This window comes from Pseudomonas sp. 313, assembly GCF_000316965.1.
Classification (GTDB): Bacteria; Pseudomonadota; Gammaproteobacteria; order Pseudomonadales; family Pseudomonadaceae; genus Chryseomonas; species Chryseomonas benzopyrenica.
In genome coordinates this window covers 20,449-41,285 of record NZ_ANBZ01000101.1, presented here as the reverse complement: position 1 = coordinate 41,285, position 20,837 = coordinate 20,449, and the positions used below count along the sequence as shown (strand labels likewise).

The window sequence follows — 20,837 nt, the reverse complement described above, 5'->3', positions numbered from 1 at the left end:
AATACGCCACAGGCACTATCATCATTGGTGACCAGACTCATCTACCTCGATAGGAAAAGTGAAGTTCGGATCGTCCTCACTCAAGTCCTCGAAAGCGGACGCCAGTAGGAGACTAGGATCCTCTGGCAGGTCAATTTCGGTCAGGGGTACAAGCTCCTCGTCACCTAGGTTTAGCGGCAGTTGCTGGGCAAGATCTTTGAACATGAATTTGATCGCGACGACTCTTCTCGCCTCACGCTTTAGCTCGTAGGTGACATCCAATCTACTCTTGGTACGCAGCTCTTCCACAGCAGGATCAATCACGCGCTGGCGGAGATTGTTGAAGCGCTGGTAGGCATCAGAAAGCCCTAAAGCGGTCCTGAGTGTCTCGATCTCGATGTATGCCCATCCGGTTTTCTTGAACTGCATGAGCATCTCAAAGAGCCGAAACGAGTGAGTAGAGTCGAGACGTGCGACTCGGCGCAGGTCATAGCTGGTGAGCTTGGTGTGAAGCCGGGATAGGTACGGCATAACGTGGATCGTGAAGGACAGCTCCACCCTCCCCTCGCCAGCGATGTAGCGCGCAGCATCGACCCAGCGCTTGCGTTCCACTGCAGACCCATCGAAGGTCTTCACCTCGCGCTCAAACAGAACGTCGGCCGTCTCCTTCATCTGCTCGTAGGCATGACGAAGCTGCACACCGTATATCTCTGAATAGAGCAGCGCGGACACAGAAATTTTCTTCGGCATCCCTTTCCGAGGATCGATTTGGCTTATCGCAGCCAAAATCAGCCTCTGCTCGTTGAGGGTAAGCCGATACGACGCTGTGATGAGCGTATTTGACTTCGTTACCCGAATCGGCCGAGGGTCAGCCTGATCAGGAACGGAGGTGGATACCTTTGACATGGAGGGACCTGGTAGAAAGCCTTTAAACCCTGCTAGCGCCCGTCCCTGTAGTCGATACCGGGTCAAGCGAAAAAAGAGTCAAAAGCCCGCACGGCGCGCTTTCCGCGCGACAATCAACTGCCTTGGCGATCAGGCAGAGTCAAGTTGTAGTCGTCTCGAAGAGACGCATTGGCAAGTAGTAAAACATCGTCCGAGCGGACACGCGAGTACCGTAATTTGTAGTCGGATCGATCTGAGCGAGCGTAGCGTGCTACCGAGAGGCCTGCTGAGAGGCGTTTGTACCGTAATTTGTAGTCGCAACACCCACCTGAGAAATCCCATTGGTGCGGCATGGCGGGTCTGACCGCTCCACTACCGTAATCTGTAGTCGCATTGCATGGTCGACACGTGTTCAAGGCTCGCACTGATGGGTCTGAGCGGCCGGGTACCGTAATCTGTAGTCGTATCATCTGGGCGGTGACCGTGCTCGAACCGCGGAGTAGGCGCCTAGCTGCGCCTATGCCGCAATCTGTAGTCATTAGGATGGGTCAGCCCTTAAACAGCCGTAATCCGTAGTCGATCAGCCGAGCAAAACGATTTTTTGCTCTCTAAGCGTCTGTTTGGTGCCGTAATTTGTAGTCGTGAGGTGGAGGGCTACTCGATCCAGCGGTATGGGATACCGGAATCTGTAGTCGTTTCAGCAGGTTAGAGGACGGCTAAGCCGTAATCTGTAGTCGTTGACCGAGAAGTATTGCCGCGATGACTACCGGAATTTGTAGTCGCTAGACATGATGGACGCATTGTCTCGCCATTGGTACGAAGCATTTGATGAGGATGGCAGGTGCAACCTACAAGCGCGCCTCGGACAGGCATGATTTCAGATTTTATCGTTTAAAATCAGAAACTTATAAGGTTTTTCTTGCGGTTTTCACATTGAACGCCTCGAGGAGGAGCGAACTTAACCCGCGTTTTATCGCCTTCGTGCTAGCGCTGTGCATCTGGACAGCCGCAATTTGTAGCAGGTGGTACTGCTCACCAGTGGATAACAGCCGGCATCCGTAGTCGTGACTGCCGGAATCTGTAGTCGACCGACCCGGAATTCGTAGTCGCGTCAGCCGTAATGCCTAGTCGCATTACCGGATTCTGTAGTCGATACCCCCCTTGGAACCCTTTGCCGGCGCGGCTTCCAGCGTCTTAAAAACAAGAGAAAAACAAGAAATAAAGATCTAAAAAGCTCTTAAAGGGCTAGCCGCTGTGGATAAGCTCGCCTTGGCATAGACAGTGATATGCAATCGACTACAGATCACGGCTGAGGGACCGTAGCCTGTGTGGTGACCGTCGTGTACGTCGTCTGCGCACCTACCCATTCCACCGGATGGCAGCCAAACGAGATATTCGTCGACAGCAGGTCCAGGGGATCCAACCGGCTTTGCAAACCATCGAGACCTTGTTAAGACCCTAGATCAACTACCTAAACGCTGTAATCCGGATGGGAATACACCTAAAAGAGCGCCGTACTAGCGCTATGCGCCCGGTTCTAAAGTCGACGTTGCCCCACACACAAAACAGCAAGCTTCCCAGATGGCACGTGATCACCTTCTGCTCAAGGGCACCGATCACCAAATTCATTGATGTCACAGGCATACAGCCCTGCTCAGCATCATCTCGTCCTTAATCTTGTCTACAACATGTGGTCGATGCGGAACGCGTTGCCTTCCGGGTCCAGCAGCACCGCCTGGTACCAGTAGTAGTAGGTTTCGTAGGGCGCCTTCACCAGGCGCGCACCGGCGGCCTCGGCCACTGGCACCAGAAGATCCACCTCGGCGCGGCTGTCCACCTCCAGGTTGAGCAGGAAGCGGCAGCCTTCACTGCCGGCGAATTCGCCCAGCCCCAGCAGTTCATAGGCTTCCGGCGCATTGAAGCCGATGGCGGTCTTGCCGGTGTCCAGGCCGCGAAAGATCGGCGAGCGGATCGCCTCGATCTCCGGGAAGCCGAACACCCGCTGGTAGAAGCCGCTCAGGGCCACCACGTCCTGGGCGAAGACGTTGACGTAGGAAAGACTCGGCATCAGGCCACCCGCACGCCGGTCTGAGTACCGCCAAAGGTGGTCTGCTTGACGAACTTGGATCTCAGGTGGTCGCCCGAGGTGATGGGCGCATGACGCGGCGGCGTGCCGGGCGTGGCGCAACCGGGCAGGCATTCGATGAGGGTGTCGTAGTTGGGCTGATGGAAGAACACCAGGGACTGGCGGCGGGTGTCGCAACCGCATCCGCCGGTGGATTCACCACCCGGTGCAGGGTTGAGACCCAGCGGTCGTTGGTCCACTGCATCATCAGGTCGCCGATGTTGACCACGAAGCTGCACGACACCTTGGGCACGTCCACTTACTCGCCGTCGGCATTGTGCTAAGTACCGAATATTGATCCTAGGGCACTGAGGTACCTCACTGATCGAGGTCTCGGTAGCTTTGCACGTATCCAAGAAAAGCTGGCACGACCAGGTTGGCTAGCTGAGGTGCGCGACGTTATAGGTTTAGCAAGTAACGACCAGATCTGTTCGATCAGTACCTGATGGATGCGTCACGCAGCTAATTAGCCACAATGCACAGTAGCCCCGCCCTCGCCTATCACGAATACCAGCTTTCCATCAGGGTTTTAGCGGTTTTGATGATCTCGTGCCGCAGTAGCGCGCGGAACGCTAGCAGCGAATCGCAATACACCTATCAGAACCAGTCCTGGGGGGCTATGAGGATGGGATCCTAAATGTGGCTGCTGGCTAGCGCTAGACACACCGGTTGGTGAATCACGTCTTACGAAGCTATCAGACTACCACGGCCAACAAGCTTGAGACGCTCACCGCTGTGACTGAAGGTGTCGGCGCTGAGGATATGCATCAGCTTGAGCTGACCTATTTCATGATGTCTGGCAGAAGCGATGAGATATCGCATGCCAGACATCGCCTTCAGGCAACATGCGGTCTATCGCCCGTATTTCTCGCACCAAAGATCGAAAGCTTCGATGAAGATGTCCTGGCCGGTCAGCCCTAGGTCGATACGCGCCAACTGAAGTTTCCTGTATCGGTCAGCATCGCACTTCACGCTGAGCGTTCTGTTTTGCCCAGCTTTCGCTGCTGGAGCAGCGTCCTCTGTCGTATGCTGTATAGCCACCGGGTTGCTCTGAGTAACGCTGGGTACTGACGGAGCTGCAGATGTAACAGGCTCCGCCGCTTTGGAGGTGTTGAGCATTGAGCCGAGATCTCGAGGAGTGCGAGCCATTGGGTCTTACCTTCTTTGCAAATACTTAAACATGTGCGCACGTGCTTAAGTGCGTGAGCAAGCACTTAAGCACGTGCTTGCTGGGATTCTAACTCTTCCAAAATGTAGTCGCACAGCTTTCTGATGTCCCGCGCTGCCGAGCAGCTTGGTCGAAGCTCCTGCGGTACCCTACCGTCAATACCGGCTTCGACCATGATGGTTCGGCGCGGCATCGGTGGGCAAAGCTTGCCGTGCTGAGACAGGGCCACCATCACGTCTTTAGTAATGTTCGTGTTGAGCGTCACTTCGTTCAGAAGGAACACAAAGGGCTTGTTCTCATCCTTCACCAACGTCAGCGTCTGCCTTACTGCACGCAAATCGTGTGGGCCTGCTTTGACGGGAATGATCACGAGGTCAGCGAATTTTACAGTCGCAGTGATAACGTCGTTAGACTCAGGAGGTGTGTCAATGAGGACGTAGTTATACCCCTCCCCTTCCAGCACGCTGAGTGCCGCCCCTAAGCTCTCGTATGGGACGTTTGACATTTGCGGCTCTTCAATTTCACGCTCTTGCCACCATTCGGTAAGGCTGCCTTGCGGATCCGTATCTATCAGCATTACCCGATTTCCACGGCGGGCCAGCTCCACTCCCAGGACTTCCGTCGTAGTGGTCTTACCAACACCGCCTTTCCTCGACGCAATCACCACTGTTTTCACCAGAGATCTCCTTAAGTACGCGCCCGCCCGCTTAGGCGCGTGTTTGCTCATTTGCTTACGTACGTGCTTACGCAAGCGTTCATGCAAGTAGATTACCTGAGTATACGTTTGCATGCTCGCACGCTCAAGCATATCCGTGCGTAGGTAAGCGCTTGCGCGCTCATGCGCTTAAACGCTTAAATGCTTAAATACCCATGTGCTCTCTGGCGATTTCTATGTAGGCGCTTGGGCGCTTGGAGCAAATCAGCTATGACGCCCCCCGTATCGATGCCCTCTGATTGCGTAACCAAGCATTTGCTTATTTAAGCATCTGTGCCAGAAGCGGTATTTTAGGGCGGAAGTCGGAAGTAGCTGACTGGTGAGGCTTGGTAGATGTAAGCCATAACGAGCATCGTTAGGGCGCCTCTTGGTAACGGTGCCTGCACCGGGATTGCTGCGGGGGGGCACGTTCGTCGTTCTCATAGAGGCGGGTGGTCAATACGCTTGCAAGAATGGCGACCACTGCACAAGCTTGGGTGCTTGGGTGCTTGGGTGCTTGGGTGCTTGGGTGCTTGGGTGCTTGGGTGCTTGGGTGCTTGGGTGCTTGGGTGCTTGGGTGCTTGGGTAATCACTCGGGGATAGCGTGTGCCCTTGGCAGCGGCATCAACACTCCATTATCGAAATGAGCTAGATGCTCACTTAAATGCTTAAGTGCGTGCTTAGGCAGGTACGCACTTAAGCGCTACGCATCTGAGATCGCACGTGAATCCCGGATTTGCTGGAAGCCACGGCTCCTGTTAGAAAATGATCTGCACACGTCAGGGCGTGTACCTCGGCTGTTGAAATTTTGAAAGCGAGGCCATCCCTATGCTGGTAAGCGCATGCATACGTAAGTGCGTAAGTGCGTAAGTGCGTACACGACCGCGGATACGGTATTGGTGAGGCCATTCGGGAGCTCCAGCGTTCTACCTTTAAACGTGAGCCATAAAAGGCTGCCGGCAGGTGTGAGCTATCTCGCTGCTAAGGCTACTACTAGAAAACGCCCAATCCGCGCAGCGCGGCTTGCTTCGCATCGGCCAGCTTGCCGGCCTTCAGCAGGGTTTTCTGTCGGGATACCCACGAGCCCAGTCGCAGCCTGTCGGCGGTCACGTGTTTCACCGGTACTGAGCCGCCGGCATTAGCGGCCAGGTAGTCTTGGAGCGCTGCATAGTGCTGCTGCCATGCAGCTTCCGCAGGATCGAAGGAAAATCCAGCGGCCAGCAGCCTGCCGTGATCCGGATCGTCCGGTTTGTCCTTCAGCCGCGTGCGCTGGTTGGAGCACCACCTGCCGAGCTTGTAACCGTCGATGGTCATGTAGGCGATCGGTACATTGCAGTGGCCATGTGCGGCCTTGAACTGCTCCAGGTGCCGTAGGCCTTGGTCGAAGGCCGCACCGAACATCTCCCACACAAAACCCAGCTGGTTCAGAAGCTCAATTCGCTGCTGCTCCATTTGGCCGTCGCGGTAGCGCGCGCGCTGATTCCCTACCCAGGTACCGAGCGCTGTCCCATCAGGCAGCACGAAGTCTAGCGGCACATTCACATGGCCTTGCCGTGCGCCAAATTCCTCCAGCGCGGTATAGGCGGCTTCCCAGCGGGCATCCAGCACGCCAGCGTCGAAGTCGAAGCCTAGGGCGGCCAGCCGATCACGCCTGGACAGGTCGATCTGACGGCTGCGTTGGTTCCGGCACCAGTCGGCCAGATCCGTACCGTCTACCAGCACCTGGCGCTGAGCAACGCGCAGGTGGCCATGCTCCTCCTTGAACGCCACCAGCGCCTGATACCGTTTCTCCCAGGCGTCGTCGAAGGGGCTCAGGATGAAGCCCAGGGCCTCAAGCAGCTGCTTCTTCCGCGGCGCCAGCCGGCCGAGGCGATAGGCCTTGCGCTGCTCGCTGCACCAGTGGCCCAGGGCGAGCCCGTCTGCGGTGACGACGTCGACGGCGGGGGAGGGCGATCCAGTGTCAGCCAGATAGCTGCGCAAGGCTTCGTACCCTCGCTCCCAGGCATGCTCTCGCGGATCGAACTCGAAACCGATGGCCTCCAGCTGCTCGGCACGGTTAGGCGCAAGCCGGCCTAGCCGGTGGAGCGCGCGCTGGCGTGAGCACCAGGCGCCCAGGGTGTGCCCACCCGGTGTGCGATAGCTGCGCGCGACCCGGGCGTGGCCGCGGTCAGTCACGAACGCGCGCAGGAGCCCGTAAAAGTGCGGCCAGCTGCCGGCGATCCGCCCAACGAGCTCCGTTGAAAGCACAGCCTTGAGGCTGGCGGCCCAGGCGCCGGCGTCGGGACGGCCAGCAGGCGCGATGACGTGCAGCTTGTTGAACCAGTCGGGGGAGGCGGGCTGTCCGGTTTCGCCCTGGTCCACCGCGGCGCGCTGCACCTCGTTGAGCATGGCGTCGTCCTGCTCGGCAAGCGCCGCCAGGGTCCGCCAGACCGTGGACATGTCGCTGCGCGCCACGGCCTGGATGAGGGACTCGCCGGAGCTCCGCTTCAGGCGCAGGGGTATCAGGACATAGCCGTAGCGCTTGCCCGGCGCCTTGCGCACGGCGCGGCCGAGTGCCTGGACGATGTCGACGTGGCTTTCCCGCCGGTGCATGAAGGCGACCAGATCGGTATCCGGCACGTCTACCCCCTCAGCCAGGCAGCGTGCGCACGACAGCGCTGCGCGCGGGGCCCGGCCGTACTGGTGCAGCAACCGCGTGCGCTGCCACGAGGGGAACGAGCCATCGATGTGGCGCGCCCAGAACTCGCCCTCGCCGACGGCTTCCCGCAGCGCCGTCGCGAAGCGCTTCGACTGCGAGATCCGCGAGTAGAAGGCGAAGGCTTTGCGGGCGCCGACGTCGGTCATCGCCCGCAGCAACTCCTGGGCATGCACCGCGTAGCGGCGCTCCTCATCGTCCAGCGCTTCGGCGAGCTGCTCGTCGTCCGCTTCCTCCACGGAAATGATGACGCGAAAATCGCAGATGATTCCCGCGGCGACAGCGGCGGAGTAGCTGAGCTCGTAGGCGACGGGACCGAAGACGGCCTCGTCCGTCATGGAGTAGGTGGGCCCGGTACAGGCGGGGCCTTCCTCCTCAGCGATGGCCAACGGCGTCGCAGTGAGGAAAAGGCGCCTGTCGATGCGCAGGGTAGGGTGATCGTTCAGCGCGAAGCTGTTGCGCCGGCCGGCGGCGCCGGCTGTCTTGTGCGCCTCGTCGAGGATCCCCAGGTCAAAGGCAAAGCCGGGCAGCAGGCCCAGGGCGAGGGTACAGGAGTCGAACTGATGGATCACACCACACGGATTGCATTCCTCACCGAACTACGAGACCTCCTCCAGCGATACGACGCGGAGATCTCCGTCGACTATGACGACTCTAGCGATTTCCATGGAGTCACCGGTGAAGCCATGAGTGTCAGCATGGGCAAGGTTGATCGTTTTCACGGTCGCCCGACTTTCACGCTGGGGGAGGGATGGGGGATAGAACCCGAGGGCTTGTCCCGACTGCTAAAATCCTACGAGTGAGCGTAATCCAGGAGATGCAAAGAGCTACCACAAGGCCCTGCCCGGCGGCGGCCTGAACAAGGCCGAGAAAGCCGAGCGCGCGCGGGTAGCGGGTATCTGTGAAATAGAGAGCGCGCACGTCTTTAACCGATTTGCCCACCTGGTACGCGCCGAATGCGGCTGACCAGATTTCAGAACCCTCCCCACCACCACCCCGGCGCTGCCGGCGAGGATCTAGCCATGGGCACCACTACCGCCGCAATCGTGGATATTCCACAGCTCGAAAAAACCATCCTGCAGATGGCCCAAGACTGTCTGATCGTCGCCGAGCGATACCGCGATAAGCGCCTGCAGGGCACCGCTACGGACGAGGATGCGGAGACGTTCGTGGACAATTCCGTGGCCCTGGAGACGTTGGTGAAATTGGCCTACGACAACAATTCCGGAATGACCACCGAGACCCGCATGTTGCTGCTCGGCATCGAGAGTCAGGAGGTCCAGCTGATGCTCCCCCTGCGCGAAGGCTGAACCCTCTCCACCACCCACCCAACCCCGGCGCAGCCGGCAGGAGTCCCCATGAAACCGTTGACCGCTGCCGACCTGGCCGCGCTGAAAAACCTGCCCCAAGAGGGCTGGTTCGACGTCCGGCACGCGTCGATCAATAGGCCCTCCTACCGCTGCGAGCGCCTGGAGGCGGCAGGGCAGCTGGAGCGCCGGACTGTGAGGGACGCCGAGCTGGCCGCGCTCGGCACCGATGCGCTGGGGTGCTTCAAGACCCAGTACCGCCGCAAGGCGTGTCAAGGCTAAATAGAAATGTCGCTCTGGTGACTAAGTAGAAATGTCTGTCTCACCGGCGCAGTAATCTTGTTGTGGACCGCTGACGAAAGTGCCCAGGCGCAAACGTCCACTGTGCAGGTCACGGTAGCAACGTTCAACGCGCTGGGTGGTGGTAGGTGGTGTTCGATTCGGGCTGCTCAACTTGCTACAAGGGGAAGATGAGTGCCTGAAAGCAATTAAAACATTCGCCTCGCCTACCTCCGCGTTCGAAGTTGAGCTGGGCCGCGGTTTTTTCTAAAGCTTTAGATTCTGGCTCGAGTTTTCCTTTTCCTACTGTCGCGCGCGCGGGGCGACTGGGTAGGGAGGTGGAGCGCGGGCAAAAGGGGGGCAAGTGGTGCCGGTGAAGCTGTTTTTCCAGGGCAGTATATTTTTAGGTATGCAGAAAGCGCCACATGGCGCTTTCTGTTCGAGCCTCAGATGCGCGGCATCGATCGTCTACGGCCAAACAGATGCGTAGTCTCAGTTGGTCGCTTTGACGTTGGATGCTTTATCTGGCTGACGCCCTTCCTGTGCCAGCGTTTCATGCATCTCTCGATGCTCCTGGAGCGCCGCCTGGCTATCGCGGAAATCTTGGTTGTGCGAGATCGAGCGCTCGCTGCCGTCTGCGGCATAGCTGAGGTTCGCAACGGCGAGGGTGGCGGCAAACAGGGCAATTTTAAGGAACGTCATGGTGTTTCTCCTTCTAGAGTGCAGCGTGGGTATGAGAGCCACTCTAGAGGGGCGCGGCTAACGCCAGGATGAGCCGCGCATTACAATCCTGTCATCCTGCCGGGGGCTGTTCGCGACGGCGCAGGACGCTGTGGTAGAGCGCAGGCAAGACCAGCAGTGTCAGGGCAGTGGAGGACAGGATGCCGCCGATCACCACGGTCGCTAGCGGGCGTTGTACCTCCGCCCCGGTGCCGGTGGCCAAGGCCATGGGAATGAAGCCCAACGAGGCCACCAGCGCAGTCATCAGCACCGGCCGCAGGCGGACCAGCGCGCCCTCGCGCACGGCGATATCCAGCGGCTTGCCCTCCTCCAGCAGGCCACGGATGAAGGAGACCATCACCAAGCCATTGAGCACTGCGACGCCCGACAGTGCGATGAAGCCCACACCGGCCGAGATCGACAAGGGAATGTCCCGCAACCACAACGCCAATACCCCGCCCGTCAAGGCGAAGGGAATGCCGGTAAAGACCACGAGGCCGTCGCGCAGATTGCCGAACATCATGAACAGCAGCACGAACACCAGCAGCAAGGCCACCGGCACCACGAGTTGCAGGCGGGCGGCGGCGGCCTGCAACTGCTCGAATTGGCCGCCCCAACTGGTCCAGTAGCCTGCGGGAATTCGCACCTGGTCCGTGATGGCGGCAGTGGCATCCGCCACGAAGCTACCCAGGTCCCGATCGCGCACATTGGCACTGACGATCACCAGGCGCTTGCCGTCTTCTCGGCTGATCTGATTCGGCCCCAGCACCGTTTCCAGGCGCGCCACATCGGCCAGGGGAATGAACTCGACGCGGCCTTCCACCGCTGGCAATGGAATGGGCAACCGCGCCAGCACCGCCGGATCGCTGCGCAGGGTTTCCGGGAGGCGGATCATCAGATCGAAGCGGCGATCGCCCTCGAAGAGCGTGCCGGCCTTGCGTCCGCCGAGCGCCGTGGCAATCACATCCTGGATGTCGCCGACATTGAGGCCGTAGCGTGCGGCTCGCTCACGATCGATCTGCACACTCAGCAGCGGCAGCCCACTGGTCTGCTCCACCTTCACCTCGGCAGCGCCGGTGACCTTCTGCAACACCCTGGCGATGTCCGCAGCGGTCTTGTTCAGCACCGCCATGTCATCGCCGAAGACCTTGACCGCCACATCGCTGCGCACCCCGGAAATCAACTCGTTGAACCTCAGCTGGATCGGTTGCGACAGCTCGTAATTGCTACCGGGTACACGCGCAGCCGCTGCTTCCAGCTCAGCCATCAGCTGCTCGCGAGACTTGCCTGGATCAGGCCACTGCGCCTGCGGCTTGAGCATCACATAGCTGTCGGAGATGTTCGGCGGCATCGGATCCGCGGCGATCTCGGCGGTGCCGGTCCTCGCGAATACCCGCTCCACCTCGGGTACCTGATCCAGGATGGAGCGCTCCAGGCGTTGCTGCATATCCACCGATTGCCCCAGGCCGGTACCGGGCACCCTTAGCGCCTGCAGCGCGAAATCACCCTCGCTCAAGCTGGGTACGAATTCACTGCCCAGGCGCAGCGCCAGCAGCACCGTCAGCACCACGCTCAGGCCAGCGCCGGCGAACACCAGTGGCCGCCGGCGCATGGCTGCATCCAGCGCGACGGCATAGCCGCGCCGCGCCGCGCTCATCAGTCGATTGTCCTTTTCCTGCACGCGACCCGTGACGAACAGCGCCACGGCCGCAGGGACGAAGGTGATGGACAGCAGCATGGCGCCCACCAAGGCGATCACCACGGTAAAGGCCATGGGATGGAACATCTTGCCTTCCACACCCGTCAGGGCGAACACCGGCAGATAGACCACCATGATGATCAGCTGCCCGAAGATGAGGGGTCTCCGCGCCTCGCGGGCGGCGGCGAACACTTCCTGGAAGCGCTCCCGGCGATCGAGCGCCCGACCGTGCCGTTCCTGGGCATGAGCCAGCCGGCGAATGGCATTCTCCACGATCACCACGGCGCCATCGACGATGATGCCGAAGTCGAGCGCACCCAGACTCATCAAGTTGGCGCTGACCCGATTCGCGGCCATGCCGCTGAAGGTGAAGAGCATCGACAGCGGGATCACCAGCGCGGTGATCAGCGCCGCGCGCAGATTGCCGAGGAAGACGAAGAGCACGGCGATGACCAGCAGCGCACCCTCCACAAGATTCTTGCGTACCGTAGCGATCGCCTTGTCCACTAGCGTGGTGCGGTCGTACACGGCGACCGCCTGCACGCCTTCCGGCAGGTTGCGGTTGATCTGCGCCAGGCGCTCGGCCACTGCCAGGGCCACCTCGCGGCTGTTCTCACCCACCCGCATGAAGACGGTGCCAAGCACCGCCTCTTCGCCATTTTCGGTAGCTGCTCCGGAGCGTGACTCCTGCCCGACCCCGACCGTGGCCACATCCCGGATCCGTACCGGAGTACCGTCCACGGTAGCGAGCACGATGGTGGCGATATCCTCGACGGAGGCGAGCTGCCCCGGTACCCGAATCACCAGCTGCTCCCCGGCGCGCTCGATGAAACCGGCGCCGACATTGGCGTTGTTCCGCTCGAGCGCCATCGCCAATTGCTCTAGGGTGATGCGATAGCCTGCCAGCCGTTTGGGATCGGGCGCGATCTGATACTCCTTGGCATAGCCGCCAATGGTGTTGACTTCCGCCACCCCGGGCACGGTGCGCAACTGGGGTTTGACGATCCAGTCCTGGATCTCCCGCAGATCGGTGAGCGTATAGGCTTCGCCGTCAGCGCGGCGCGCCTGGGGCGCGGCCTTCACCGTCCAGAGGAAGATTTCCCCAAGCCCCGTGGACAGCGGACCCAGGTTGACCTCCACACCCTCTGGCAGGGCTTCGCGCGCACCCTGGAGGCGCTCGCTCACCTGCTGGCGAGCGAAGTACAGATCCGTCCCATCGGCGAAAATGACGCTGATCTGGGCAAAGCCCGAACGCGACAACGAACGGGTCCGGTCCAGTCCCGGCAGGCCGGCCATGGCTGTTTCCAGCGGATAGGTGACCCGCTGCTCGACCTCCAGCGGCGAGGCGCCCGGTACTTCTGCATTGATCTGCACCTGGACGTTGGTGATGTCCGGCACCGCATCGATGGGCAGGTGGCGATAGCTGTAGATCCCGAGTGCAGCGATGCCGAGCGTGGCAAGCAGCACCAACCAGCGCTGCTCAATGGCGAAGCGAAGAATACGTTCGAACATGATGCGCCCTTAGTGGGAGTGCTCGGCCGAGCCCTTGCCCAGTTCCGACTTGAGAATGAAGCTGCCGCGGTCGGCCACTACCTGGCCGGCGCTCAAGCCCTGACGAATCTCTGTGCGCTCACCGTCCCGGACCCCGGTGACCACGGGTGTCGCCTGAAAGCCGTCTGCCGTCCGGACGAACACCACGGTGCGATCCTCCACGACATGCACGGCGCCATTGGGCACGCCAAGTACCTTGGCCTGTCGCTCGTCATCGAGCCGCACCGTAACGAACAGACCCGGGCGCCAGGCGCCCGCCGGATTGGCTAGGGTGACGCGCGCGGTCGCCGCCCGGGTCTGTTCGCCCAGCAGATTGCCAACATGCGCCACGGTGCCCTCGGTGCGGCTATCCAGCTCACCCGCGAGTACCTCCACCTTTCGGCCAACGGTGACTCGATCGAGGTCACGCGCAGGAACGGCGAACGTGGCCCAGACGCGGGACAGGTCGGTGAGCGTGAAGAGGTTGCTGGCTTCGTCCACCCGCTCACCCAGGACCAGGTGCTTCTCCACCACCACGCCGTCGAAGGGCGCGCGCAGCTGGTAGCGACTGCCGCCCTGAGCGGAGGCTGCTCCACCCAAGGCCTGTGCTTTTTGACGGGCGTTGCGTACAGCAATCTCGGCTTCCTGCAGTGTCTGCCGCGCCTGCAGTAGATCCTGCTCGGCGCTGATCCGCTCCTGCCAGAGGTTCTGCTCGCGGGCATACAGGGTGCGCGCCAGTTGCAGCCGCTGCTGCGCGGTCGCCAGCTCGCTGCGCACCTCGGAAAGCTGCTCGCTGGCAATGACTGCTAGCACCTGTCCCTTGCGCACCCGGTCTCCAAGATTCGCCTTCACCTCCTCGACGACGCCGGGCGTACGGGACACCACGTGAGCGGTACGATCTTCATCGAAGCGAATCTCGCCCGGAAGACTCAAAGAGGCGCCAACGCTCACCGGCGTGACCACCTGGGTTTCGATGCCGGCTGCTCGAATCTGCTCTGCGCTCAGCTCGACTTCGCCTTCGGCATGCGTCTCTTCGCCGTCGCCATGGGCGCCCTCGTTCGCGTCATGGCCGTCTTTGCCTTCGTCCAGATCAGGGCGAGGCTGGGTCGCCTCAGCCTTGGCATCTGCCGATTTCGTTAGGGGGGCAGCGGGTTCGGGGTGGTCGTGACCGGTACCCGCCTGAATGGTACTGAATGGCAGCCCACCGCCAATTACTGCAATCAGCAGCGGCCGCAGCAGTCTCGGCCTGAATGAAGTCATGGTCATGCAAGAACTCCGCACCCGATTTATTACCGGGATCTGTAGCGTCATGGGGAGGTGAAGAGCGGGCCGTGGAGGCGTTCGAGGCGGGCCCAGGCATTGATCTGCGCACGTTGAGAGAGCAGGTACTGCCCCCTAGCGGCAATGAGGGCGCGCTGGGCTTCCAGCACATCCAGCTGGGCAAAACGTCCCAGCGAGAAGCCGCGAGTTAGGTCATCGACCGTACGCTGGCCCGCCGGCAAAACCCGGTTGCGCAAGTCGTCGACGTCAGCTGATGCACTACGCCAGTCGCGCAGTGCCTGCAGGGTTTCGGCCTGGATCTGCAGCTCGGTCGCTCGCTGTAGATCCCGGGCCTGGTCAGCGCGACTGGACGCGGCGAGCAGGTTGCCCTGGTTGCGATCGAAGAGCGGTAGCGGGAGCGAGAAGCCCACCAGATTGACCCGCTCCCCCTCGAGCTCGTCGTATTGGCTGCCCAGGCTCACCCGCACGTCCGGATAGCGCTGGCTGCGCTGCAGATCGACGTCGGCATCCCCGGCGGCTACCTGCCGCCGCGCCTTGAGCATCGCCGGTGTCTGGCGGATCGCCTGCAGCAGTAGGGCTTCGCCGGGAGGTGCGGGCAGACGATCCAGGTCACCGACCGGCTCACCGAGCTCTGTCACGGAGACACCCAATTGGCGGGCAAGACTCACCCGCGCGTTGTCACGCTGCTGCAGTGCGCGTCTCAGCTCCAGCCGCTGGGTGACCTGTTCTACCTCCGCGCGGGTACCCGATACCGGTGAAATCTTGCCCGCTCGAATTTGCGCCCCTGAGCTGTCCAGGCTGCGCTGTGCCAGTGCCTGCGATTGCTCGGCGAGCCGCACCCCTTCAGCGGCCAGTAACAACTCGTAAAAACTCTGGATGACGTCCGCCCGGAGGGCATAGCGTCGCGCCTCGAGGTCCGCATTGACCACGCCAGCGTTGGCCTCGGCCACCGCCACCCGGGCGGCGCGCTTGCCACCCAGTTCAAAGGGCTGGGTGAGCGTGAGACTGCGCGTCTGACTGGCAGAGCGCGTGTCCTCGACCTCGAAGGCGAGTTCCGGGTTGGGCAGGAGGCCTGCCTGCTGCCGTGCACCTGCGGCCGCGGCGGTCTCCTGGCGGGCCGCCAGGTAGTCGGGATTGTCGCGCAGGGCCTGGGCCAGCGCCTGCTCCAGGGTCAGCGATGAGGCCTGGACCGGTCCGCCGGCGAGCAGCAGACCTAGCCCCAGCGCCAGACCCATCAGGCGCCATGGGGCGGGATATCGACATGGAAGGGATAACGGCACTGCAGCGACTCCTGTGCAGAAGGCGCGACGTTCGAAGAGATCGTCGCGTGATAGCGGAGCCGACTCTAGGGAGCGCCACCTATCGCTCCGGTGACGCCAACATTACAAAGCTGTAAGGAAGTTGCCGCCGTCCAGGTATACCGGCACGCTTGATCGCTTGACTCTCTAGCGGCTACAGGCTTCAGCCTCCGCAACATCCTCGACACGACTGATACAGACGATGCGCTTACTGATAGTGGAAGACGAAGCCCGCGCCGCGGATTATCTGCAGCAAGGCCTCACGGAGAATGGCTATGTGGTTGATCGCGCCGCGACCGGGATTGATGGTCTGCATCTGGCTCTGCAGCAGGATTACGACCTGATCCTGCTGGACATTAATCTGCCGACTATGGACGGTCTGGAGGTCCTGGAATTGCTGCGGCGACGCAAGCAGACCCGCGTGATGCTCCTAACGGGCCAGAGCCGAACCAGCGAGCGCGTCCGAGGACTGGACGCCGGCGCTGACGACTATCTGACCAAGCCGTTCGAGTTTCCGGAGTTGCTCGCCCGCATCCGCGCGTTGCTCAGACGCGGCGAAACGCGAGTGGTCAGTGATACCCTGCACCTGGCCGATCTTGAGCTGCATCCCTTTCGCCATCGTGCGTTTCGCGGGGACCAGCGCATCGACTTGACCAGCAAGGAATTCGCGCTGCTTCACCTGCTCATGCAACGCCAGGGCGAAGTGCTCTCCCGCACCGAGATCATCTCGCGCGTTTGGGACATGAATTTCGACTGTGACACCAATGTGGTGGAAGTCGCCGTTCGACGCTTGCGGATGAAGGTCGATGAGCCCTTCGGGGAGGCGCTTATCCATACAGTACGAGGCGTTGGCTACGTGATGGAGCGCCGTTCATGAGACCCATGAGCCTCGCCCTGCGCCTGGGGATGATCGTCACGAGCGTGGGCTTGCTGCTGGCTATCATCTTGGTCGTTATGGTGTACAGCGTTCTAGAGCGGGAGCTTGATAAGCGTGCTGTTGACCAGCTGCAAGCCAAATTAGGGCAGATCCAGCACAGCCTGGAAGAGCGTCCTGCAAATCCTACCAAAGCGCCTTGGCAGCACGTACTAGCTGACGCTCTGCTCGGCCACGATGAGCTGTCGGTCACCGTGCTTTCGGCGGAAGAGGACACACCCCTGTATGGGCTTGGCTCCCATGCCTATGCCGATGAGCTACGGCCGGGCCGTTGGCCAGACGCCCAGACGTTGGCCTGGCATTCTGATGACGGCCACGATCTATTAACTATCCGGACTAGCCTGACCATCCCATCGCTGCCTCCACTACAGCTACTGCTCAGCCAGGACCGCAGCAGTGATAGATTTTTGTTGGATGCTTTCCTACGTGCAGCCTTGATAAGTCTGCCGATTCTGCTACTGCTGATTGGCGCCGCGGCGTGGTGGACGGGTTATCAGGGCCTTGCGCCGTTACGCCACTTCCGCCGTACTGCCCGTGCGATTACTACCCGGCAGCTGACATTGCGAGTGGATGACACCAATCTGCCTGCAGAAGTAGCTGATCTAGCCATCGCGCTGAACACGATGTTGGAGCGCCTCAATACGGGCGTGCAGCAACTAGACCGCTTTGCAGACGACGTTGCCCATGAATTGCGCGCCCCGCTCGGGATCCTCATAGGTCGAACGCAGATGGTACTTAGCCGGAAGCGTGACGAGGCCACGTATCAAAAGGCCTTGGAGGACTCCCTAGACGAACTGGACCGCTTGAGCCGTATTGTCGCGGACATGCTCCTCCTCGCGCGTCTGGACAGCCACGAACCGCTAACCTCACTGAGCCAAGTGGCCGTCGAGCAAGAGACACTTAAGGTCTGTAGCCTGTTTGAGGCTTATGCCGAAGCGCGCGAAATAGAGCTAGTAGTCAAAGGACAGCTTCAAGTCGAGGGCGACAAGTTGATGATCCAGCGTGCGCTATCGAACCTGCTATCAAACGCTATTCGCCACGCTTATCCAAGAACGGCTGTGATAGTAGAGCTTGGCGCGCAAGAGGAAGGTGGTGGATGGGCAGCTGTGATAAACCAAGGATCTCCCATAGATCCGGATGAGTTATCGAATGTCTTCAATCGCTTTTACCGGGCTGGCGATCAACCTACAGGCGGCAGTGGATTAGGGTTGGCGATCGTCCGCGCGATTATGATTTCTCACCGGGGCCTGGTGCAGGCCGAATCTCATAATGGAATGACGCGCTTCACGCTGACATTTCCTCCAGCAATTACGCCCGTAACCAACTTTGATGAACAAGGCGAAGCGGAAGCGCTTTGTTCCCCCACCAATAGATAGGTGTGAGCACGATGCTGGTCGATATGGCAGCGTAGACATGTCAATAACTAACCCGGAGCTGTTATAGACAGGGCTGCATATGCAGGACTTCCCGACCAGCGTCTTTCTGCAGACGAACTACAACGTCTTCCAATGCAGCAAGCAGCGCGAGGATACTCGGGCAACCTGTTTATTCGTTTTTACGCATATACGAATGTACACATACCCCTGCCCATGAAGCTGCTTATCTCGCCCGAAACGATCGAGGTGCTGAAGCAGACCTTACGGCCTGCCCGAAGGCTGGGTAACCCAGTAACTGCAGTTGTGATTGGCGCGAGGATTTGCCGTGGGACACCTTTCAAACCCTCCCGGTCATCAACGAGGAATGCCAGCTTATTGGCGCAGCAACCTTAGCCCGTTGCCCACTACCAAGAGGCTGGCTCCCATATCGGCGAATACGGCCATCCACATGGTTGCTTGCCCAGTGAAGGTCAGCAGCAAAAAAGCGGCTTTTAGGCCAAGTGCAAGCACGATGTTTTGCAAGAGCACCTGAGCGGTGGCGCGAGAGAGCTTCACAAAGGTTGGAATCTTGCGCAGATCATCGTCCATGAGGGCCACGTCTGCTGTCTCGATGGCCGTGTCGGTGCCCGCAGCCCCCATCGCAAAGCCAATGTCGGCGCGTGCCAATGCCGGGGCATCGTTGATACCGTCTCCTACCATGCCGACCTTACTGGACTGGGCAAGCTGTTCGACTTCGCGCAGCTTGTCGGCCGGTAGCAGGTTACCTTGGGCGCGATCTATTCCGGCCTGAGCAGCAATCGCTTGGGCGGTATGTGGATTATCGCCCGTCAGGATCACGGTCTGGATACCCAGCGCATGCAGCTCGGCTATCGCATTGCGGCTGCTGTCCTTGATGGTGTCGGCGACAGCGAAGATCGCCAGTACATCGTCAGCCCCTACCAGCATCACCACGGTCTTGCCCTCGCTTTCGAGCGCCGTGATGCGCTGTTTCAGGTCCGAGGAGCACCCCCTCAATTCGTCGACCATTCGATGGTTTCCAAGATGATAGGTCTGTCCATCGATCACACCGCGTACGCCCTGGCCAGGCAGCGCGGCAAACTCCCCGACCTCTCGCAGCACCACACCGTCGCCAACGGCGGCTTTCGCGATGGCTTTGGATACCGGATGGTCAGAGCGGCTAGCGAGACTCGCTGCAATGCTGCGACTGCTATCGGTCAAGGCGCTGTTCAAGGAGATAGCGTCGGTCTGCTCGGGTTTGCCGTGGGTGAGCGTGCCGGTCTTGTCCAAGGCTAGCCACCGCAGCTTGCGACCATCCTCCAGATAAACGCCACCCTTGATGAGGATGCCTTGGCGTGCTGCGGCAGCCAGTCCGCTGACGATGGTGACCGGAGTGGAAATGACCAAGGCGCAGGGGCAGGCCACCACCAGCAGAATCAGGGCCCGATAGAGCCAATCCATCCAAGCTGCGCCCAGAAGCAGGGGAGGTAGTACCGCCACGGCAATTGCTAGCACGAAAACGGCAGGCGTATACCAGCGGGCGAATTGATCGACGAAGCGCTGGGTTGGAGCGCGGCTGCCTTGCGCCTCTTCCACCATTTGGATGATGCGTGCCAAGGTGGAGTTGCCGGCCACCGCCGTGACGCGATATTCGAAGGATCCAGACTCGTTGATAGTGCCGGCATAGACCGGATCGCCGGGGGCCTTTTCAACGGGAAGGCTTTCCCCAGTGATCGGCGCTTGGCTCACGGTGGAGCCGCCCTCTAGCAGCACACCATCGAGCGCGATGCGCTCGCCCGGCCGCACCCGCACCCGGCTACCGATAGCGACCTGCTTGGCCTCCACATCGAGCCAAGTACCGTCAGGCTGCTGCACCGTGGCTTGTTCGGGGGCTAGATCGAGTAGGTCCCGGATGGCATTGCGGGCACGATCCAGCGATTTGGCCTCAATGACCTCGGCGAGGGCGAATAACACCATCACCATCGCCGCTTCCGGCCAATGGCCGATCAACATGGCCCCGGTGACGGCAATCGACATTAGGGCGTTCATGTTGAGATTGCGGTTCTTAAGCGCTATCCAGCCCTTTTTGTAAGTGGACAACCCACCCAGGGAGATGGCAATCAACGCCAGTACCAGGACCGACCAATGATTGCCACCTAGATACCAGTACATGCCCTCAGCGGCTATTGCAGCAGCAAGAGAGAAGCCGAGCGGCAGCCACGGCGTCGAGTCGCTATAGGCCCTTGATGGTGGAGTGCGATAATTCTGGGTGTCCAGCTCCTGAGCTTCGAAGCCTAGCGACTGGATCGCATCGAGTACCTTGGCTAGCGCGCTGGCGGTATGACGCACAGTCAATGTGCGCTGCATCAGATTGAAGTCCAGATCAACTACACCAGGAAGAAGGGTGAGCTTTTTCCGAATCAGGGTCTCTTCGGTAGGGCAATCCATCTGGGCTATGCCAAGACGGGTAATCTGCGTGCTCGGGTCGTCTCCCTGACGCACCGCCTGCATACCGACCGCTGACAAGGCTTCTTCCAATGGGGTCAGCGAAGGCAGGTTGTGCCGTACGATCAGCGTGCGCTTCATCAGGTTGAATTCCAAGCCGACAACGCCGGACAAGCCCCCCAGCTTGCGCCGAATGAGCGCTTCCTCTGTGGGGCAGTCCATATTCTGAATAAGGTAGTGAGCTTCCCTAGCCTCGGCCAGGGCGCTGGCCGTCGGTTCGGGCGTAAGAAGAGGGCCTGACGCAGCCGAGCTGCAACCGCACCCCTTTGATCCGCAATCGCTCATGTCAGCCCCCACTTTCACCGTTGAATGGGGAGCATTACAATCCCTATAGTTACTATAGAGTCAAGCACTCAAGGCGGCCG

14 protein-coding genes and 1 pseudogene are annotated in these 20,837 nt (G+C 60.4%); 5 read left to right on the top strand and 10 right to left on the bottom strand.

The annotated features are described in order from the left end of the window. Positions 1–21 precede the first annotated feature (21 nt). The 5 genes and pseudogenes from C722_RS0123565 to C722_RS0123535 all read right to left on the bottom strand — a co-directional run bounded on the left by C722_RS0123565 (position 22) and on the right by C722_RS0123535 (position 8,118). The gene (locus C722_RS0123565; protein WP_017642855.1) at positions 22–885 is read right to left on the bottom strand and encodes a replication initiation protein; all 864 of its coding nucleotides are present in this window, start codon (positions 883–885) and stop codon (positions 22–24) included. 1,660 nt (positions 886–2,545) lie between these two features. Beyond that, complete coding sequence (locus tag C722_RS0123560; protein WP_007163057.1) at positions 2,546–2,932, bottom strand: VOC family protein; 387 nt, start codon at positions 2,930–2,932, stop codon at positions 2,546–2,548. Beyond that, a pseudogene (locus C722_RS0123555) lies at positions 2,932–3,248 on the bottom strand (2OG-Fe(II) oxygenase family protein); the annotation flags it as partial. The pseudogene C722_RS0123555 and the gene C722_RS0123560, both read right to left, overlap by 1 nt. Before the next feature lie 955 nt (positions 3,249–4,203). Continuing rightward, positions 4,204–4,833: a ParA family protein gene (locus tag C722_RS0123540; protein WP_026084058.1), complete on the bottom strand. Its 630-nt coding sequence runs from the start codon at positions 4,831–4,833 to the stop codon at positions 4,204–4,206. A gap of 1,011 nt (positions 4,834–5,844) precedes the next feature. Then, entirely contained in the window at positions 5,845–8,118 is a 2,274-nt protein-coding gene (locus C722_RS0123535; RefSeq protein ID WP_017642853.1) for a helicase associated domain-containing protein, read from the bottom strand. Here C722_RS0123535 and C722_RS0123530 point away from each other — a divergent pair. The 3 genes from C722_RS0123530 (at position 8,110) to C722_RS0123520 (ending at position 9,135) form a co-directional block, all read left to right on the top strand. After that, positions 8,110–8,349, top strand: coding sequence for a hypothetical protein (locus C722_RS0123530; RefSeq protein ID WP_017642852.1), 240 nt, complete (start codon positions 8,110–8,112; stop codon positions 8,347–8,349). The genes C722_RS0123535 and C722_RS0123530 overlap by 9 nt on opposite strands. Positions 8,350–8,568: 219 nt before the next feature. Further along, positions 8,569–8,856, top strand: coding sequence for a hypothetical protein (locus C722_RS0123525; protein WP_017642851.1), 288 nt, complete (start codon positions 8,569–8,571; stop codon positions 8,854–8,856). A 48-nt stretch (positions 8,857–8,904) separates the two neighbouring features. Next, on the top strand, positions 8,905–9,135 hold the full coding sequence (locus tag C722_RS0123520) for a hypothetical protein (RefSeq protein WP_017642850.1): 231 nt from the start codon (positions 8,905–8,907) through the stop codon (positions 9,133–9,135). Between the two features lie 489 nt (positions 9,136–9,624). Here C722_RS0123520 and C722_RS0123515 read toward each other — a convergent pair whose 3' ends face one another. The 4 genes from C722_RS0123515 to C722_RS0123500 all read right to left on the bottom strand — a co-directional run bounded on the left by C722_RS0123515 (position 9,625) and on the right by C722_RS0123500 (position 15,597). Continuing rightward, positions 9,625–9,834, bottom strand: coding sequence for a hypothetical protein (locus C722_RS0123515; RefSeq protein WP_017642849.1), 210 nt, complete (start codon positions 9,832–9,834; stop codon positions 9,625–9,627). Between the two features lie 91 nt (positions 9,835–9,925). Beyond that, complete coding sequence (locus tag C722_RS0123510) at positions 9,926–13,063, bottom strand: efflux RND transporter permease subunit (RefSeq protein WP_007162515.1); 3,138 nt, start codon at positions 13,061–13,063, stop codon at positions 9,926–9,928. A 9-nt stretch (positions 13,064–13,072) separates the two neighbouring features. After that, complete coding sequence (locus tag C722_RS25345; RefSeq protein ID WP_371099833.1) at positions 13,073–14,341, bottom strand: efflux RND transporter periplasmic adaptor subunit; 1,269 nt, start codon at positions 14,339–14,341, stop codon at positions 13,073–13,075. 47 nt (positions 14,342–14,388) lie between these two features. Further along, a complete protein-coding gene (locus C722_RS0123500; protein ID WP_007162512.1) occupies positions 14,389–15,597 on the bottom strand; it encodes a TolC family protein in 1,209 nt (402 codons plus the stop codon). 265 nt (positions 15,598–15,862) lie between these two features. On the opposite strand from C722_RS0123500, the gene C722_RS0123495 reads away from it, so the two are divergent. Then, positions 15,863–16,537, top strand: a complete 675-nt coding sequence (locus tag C722_RS0123495) for a heavy metal response regulator transcription factor (RefSeq protein ID WP_007162511.1) — start codon at positions 15,863–15,865, stop codon at positions 16,535–16,537. Positions 16,538–16,542: 5 nt separating this feature from the next. Further along, the gene (locus C722_RS0123490; protein WP_169887035.1) at positions 16,543–17,970 is read left to right on the top strand and encodes a heavy metal sensor histidine kinase; all 1,428 of its coding nucleotides are present in this window, start codon (positions 16,543–16,545) and stop codon (positions 17,968–17,970) included. A gap of 372 nt (positions 17,971–18,342) precedes the next feature. Here C722_RS0123490 and C722_RS0123485 read toward each other — a convergent pair whose 3' ends face one another. Continuing rightward, entirely contained in the window at positions 18,343–20,757 is a 2,415-nt protein-coding gene (locus tag C722_RS0123485; protein ID WP_026084056.1) for a heavy metal translocating P-type ATPase, read from the bottom strand. Positions 20,758–20,837: the final 80 nt, after the last annotated feature.

Excerpts from the sequence above, each read along its gene's own strand:
- C722_RS0123560 (WP_007163057.1), bottom strand. The coding sequence starts at position 2,932 with ATGCCGAGTCTTTCCTACGTCAACGTCTTCGCCCAGGACGTGGTGGCC.
- C722_RS0123510 (WP_007162515.1), bottom strand. The coding sequence starts at position 13,063 with ATGTTCGAACGTATTCTTCGCTTCGCCATTGAGCAGCGCTGGTTGGTG.
- C722_RS0123515 (WP_017642849.1), bottom strand. The coding sequence starts at position 9,834 with ATGACGTTCCTTAAAATTGCCCTGTTTGCCGCCACCCTCGCCGTTGCG.
- C722_RS25345 (WP_371099833.1), bottom strand. The coding sequence starts at position 14,341 with ATGACTTCATTCAGGCCGAGACTGCTGCGGCCGCTGCTGATTGCAGTA.
- C722_RS0123490 (WP_169887035.1), top strand. The coding sequence starts at position 16,543 with ATGAGCCTCGCCCTGCGCCTGGGGATGATCGTCACGAGCGTGGGCTTG.
- C722_RS0123530 (WP_017642852.1), top strand. The coding sequence starts at position 8,110 with ATGGATCACACCACACGGATTGCATTCCTCACCGAACTACGAGACCTC.
- C722_RS0123565 (WP_017642855.1), bottom strand. The coding sequence starts at position 885 with ATGTCAAAGGTATCCACCTCCGTTCCTGATCAGGCTGACCCTCGGCCG.
- C722_RS0123520 (WP_017642850.1), top strand. The coding sequence starts at position 8,905 with ATGAAACCGTTGACCGCTGCCGACCTGGCCGCGCTGAAAAACCTGCCC.
- C722_RS0123495 (WP_007162511.1), top strand. The coding sequence starts at position 15,863 with ATGCGCTTACTGATAGTGGAAGACGAAGCCCGCGCCGCGGATTATCTG.
- C722_RS0123525 (WP_017642851.1), top strand. The coding sequence starts at position 8,569 with ATGGGCACCACTACCGCCGCAATCGTGGATATTCCACAGCTCGAAAAA.
- C722_RS0123485 (WP_026084056.1), bottom strand. The coding sequence starts at position 20,757 with ATGAGCGATTGCGGATCAAAGGGGTGCGGTTGCAGCTCGGCTGCGTCA.
- C722_RS0123500 (WP_007162512.1), bottom strand. The coding sequence starts at position 15,597 with ATGGGTCTGGCGCTGGGGCTAGGTCTGCTGCTCGCCGGCGGACCGGTC.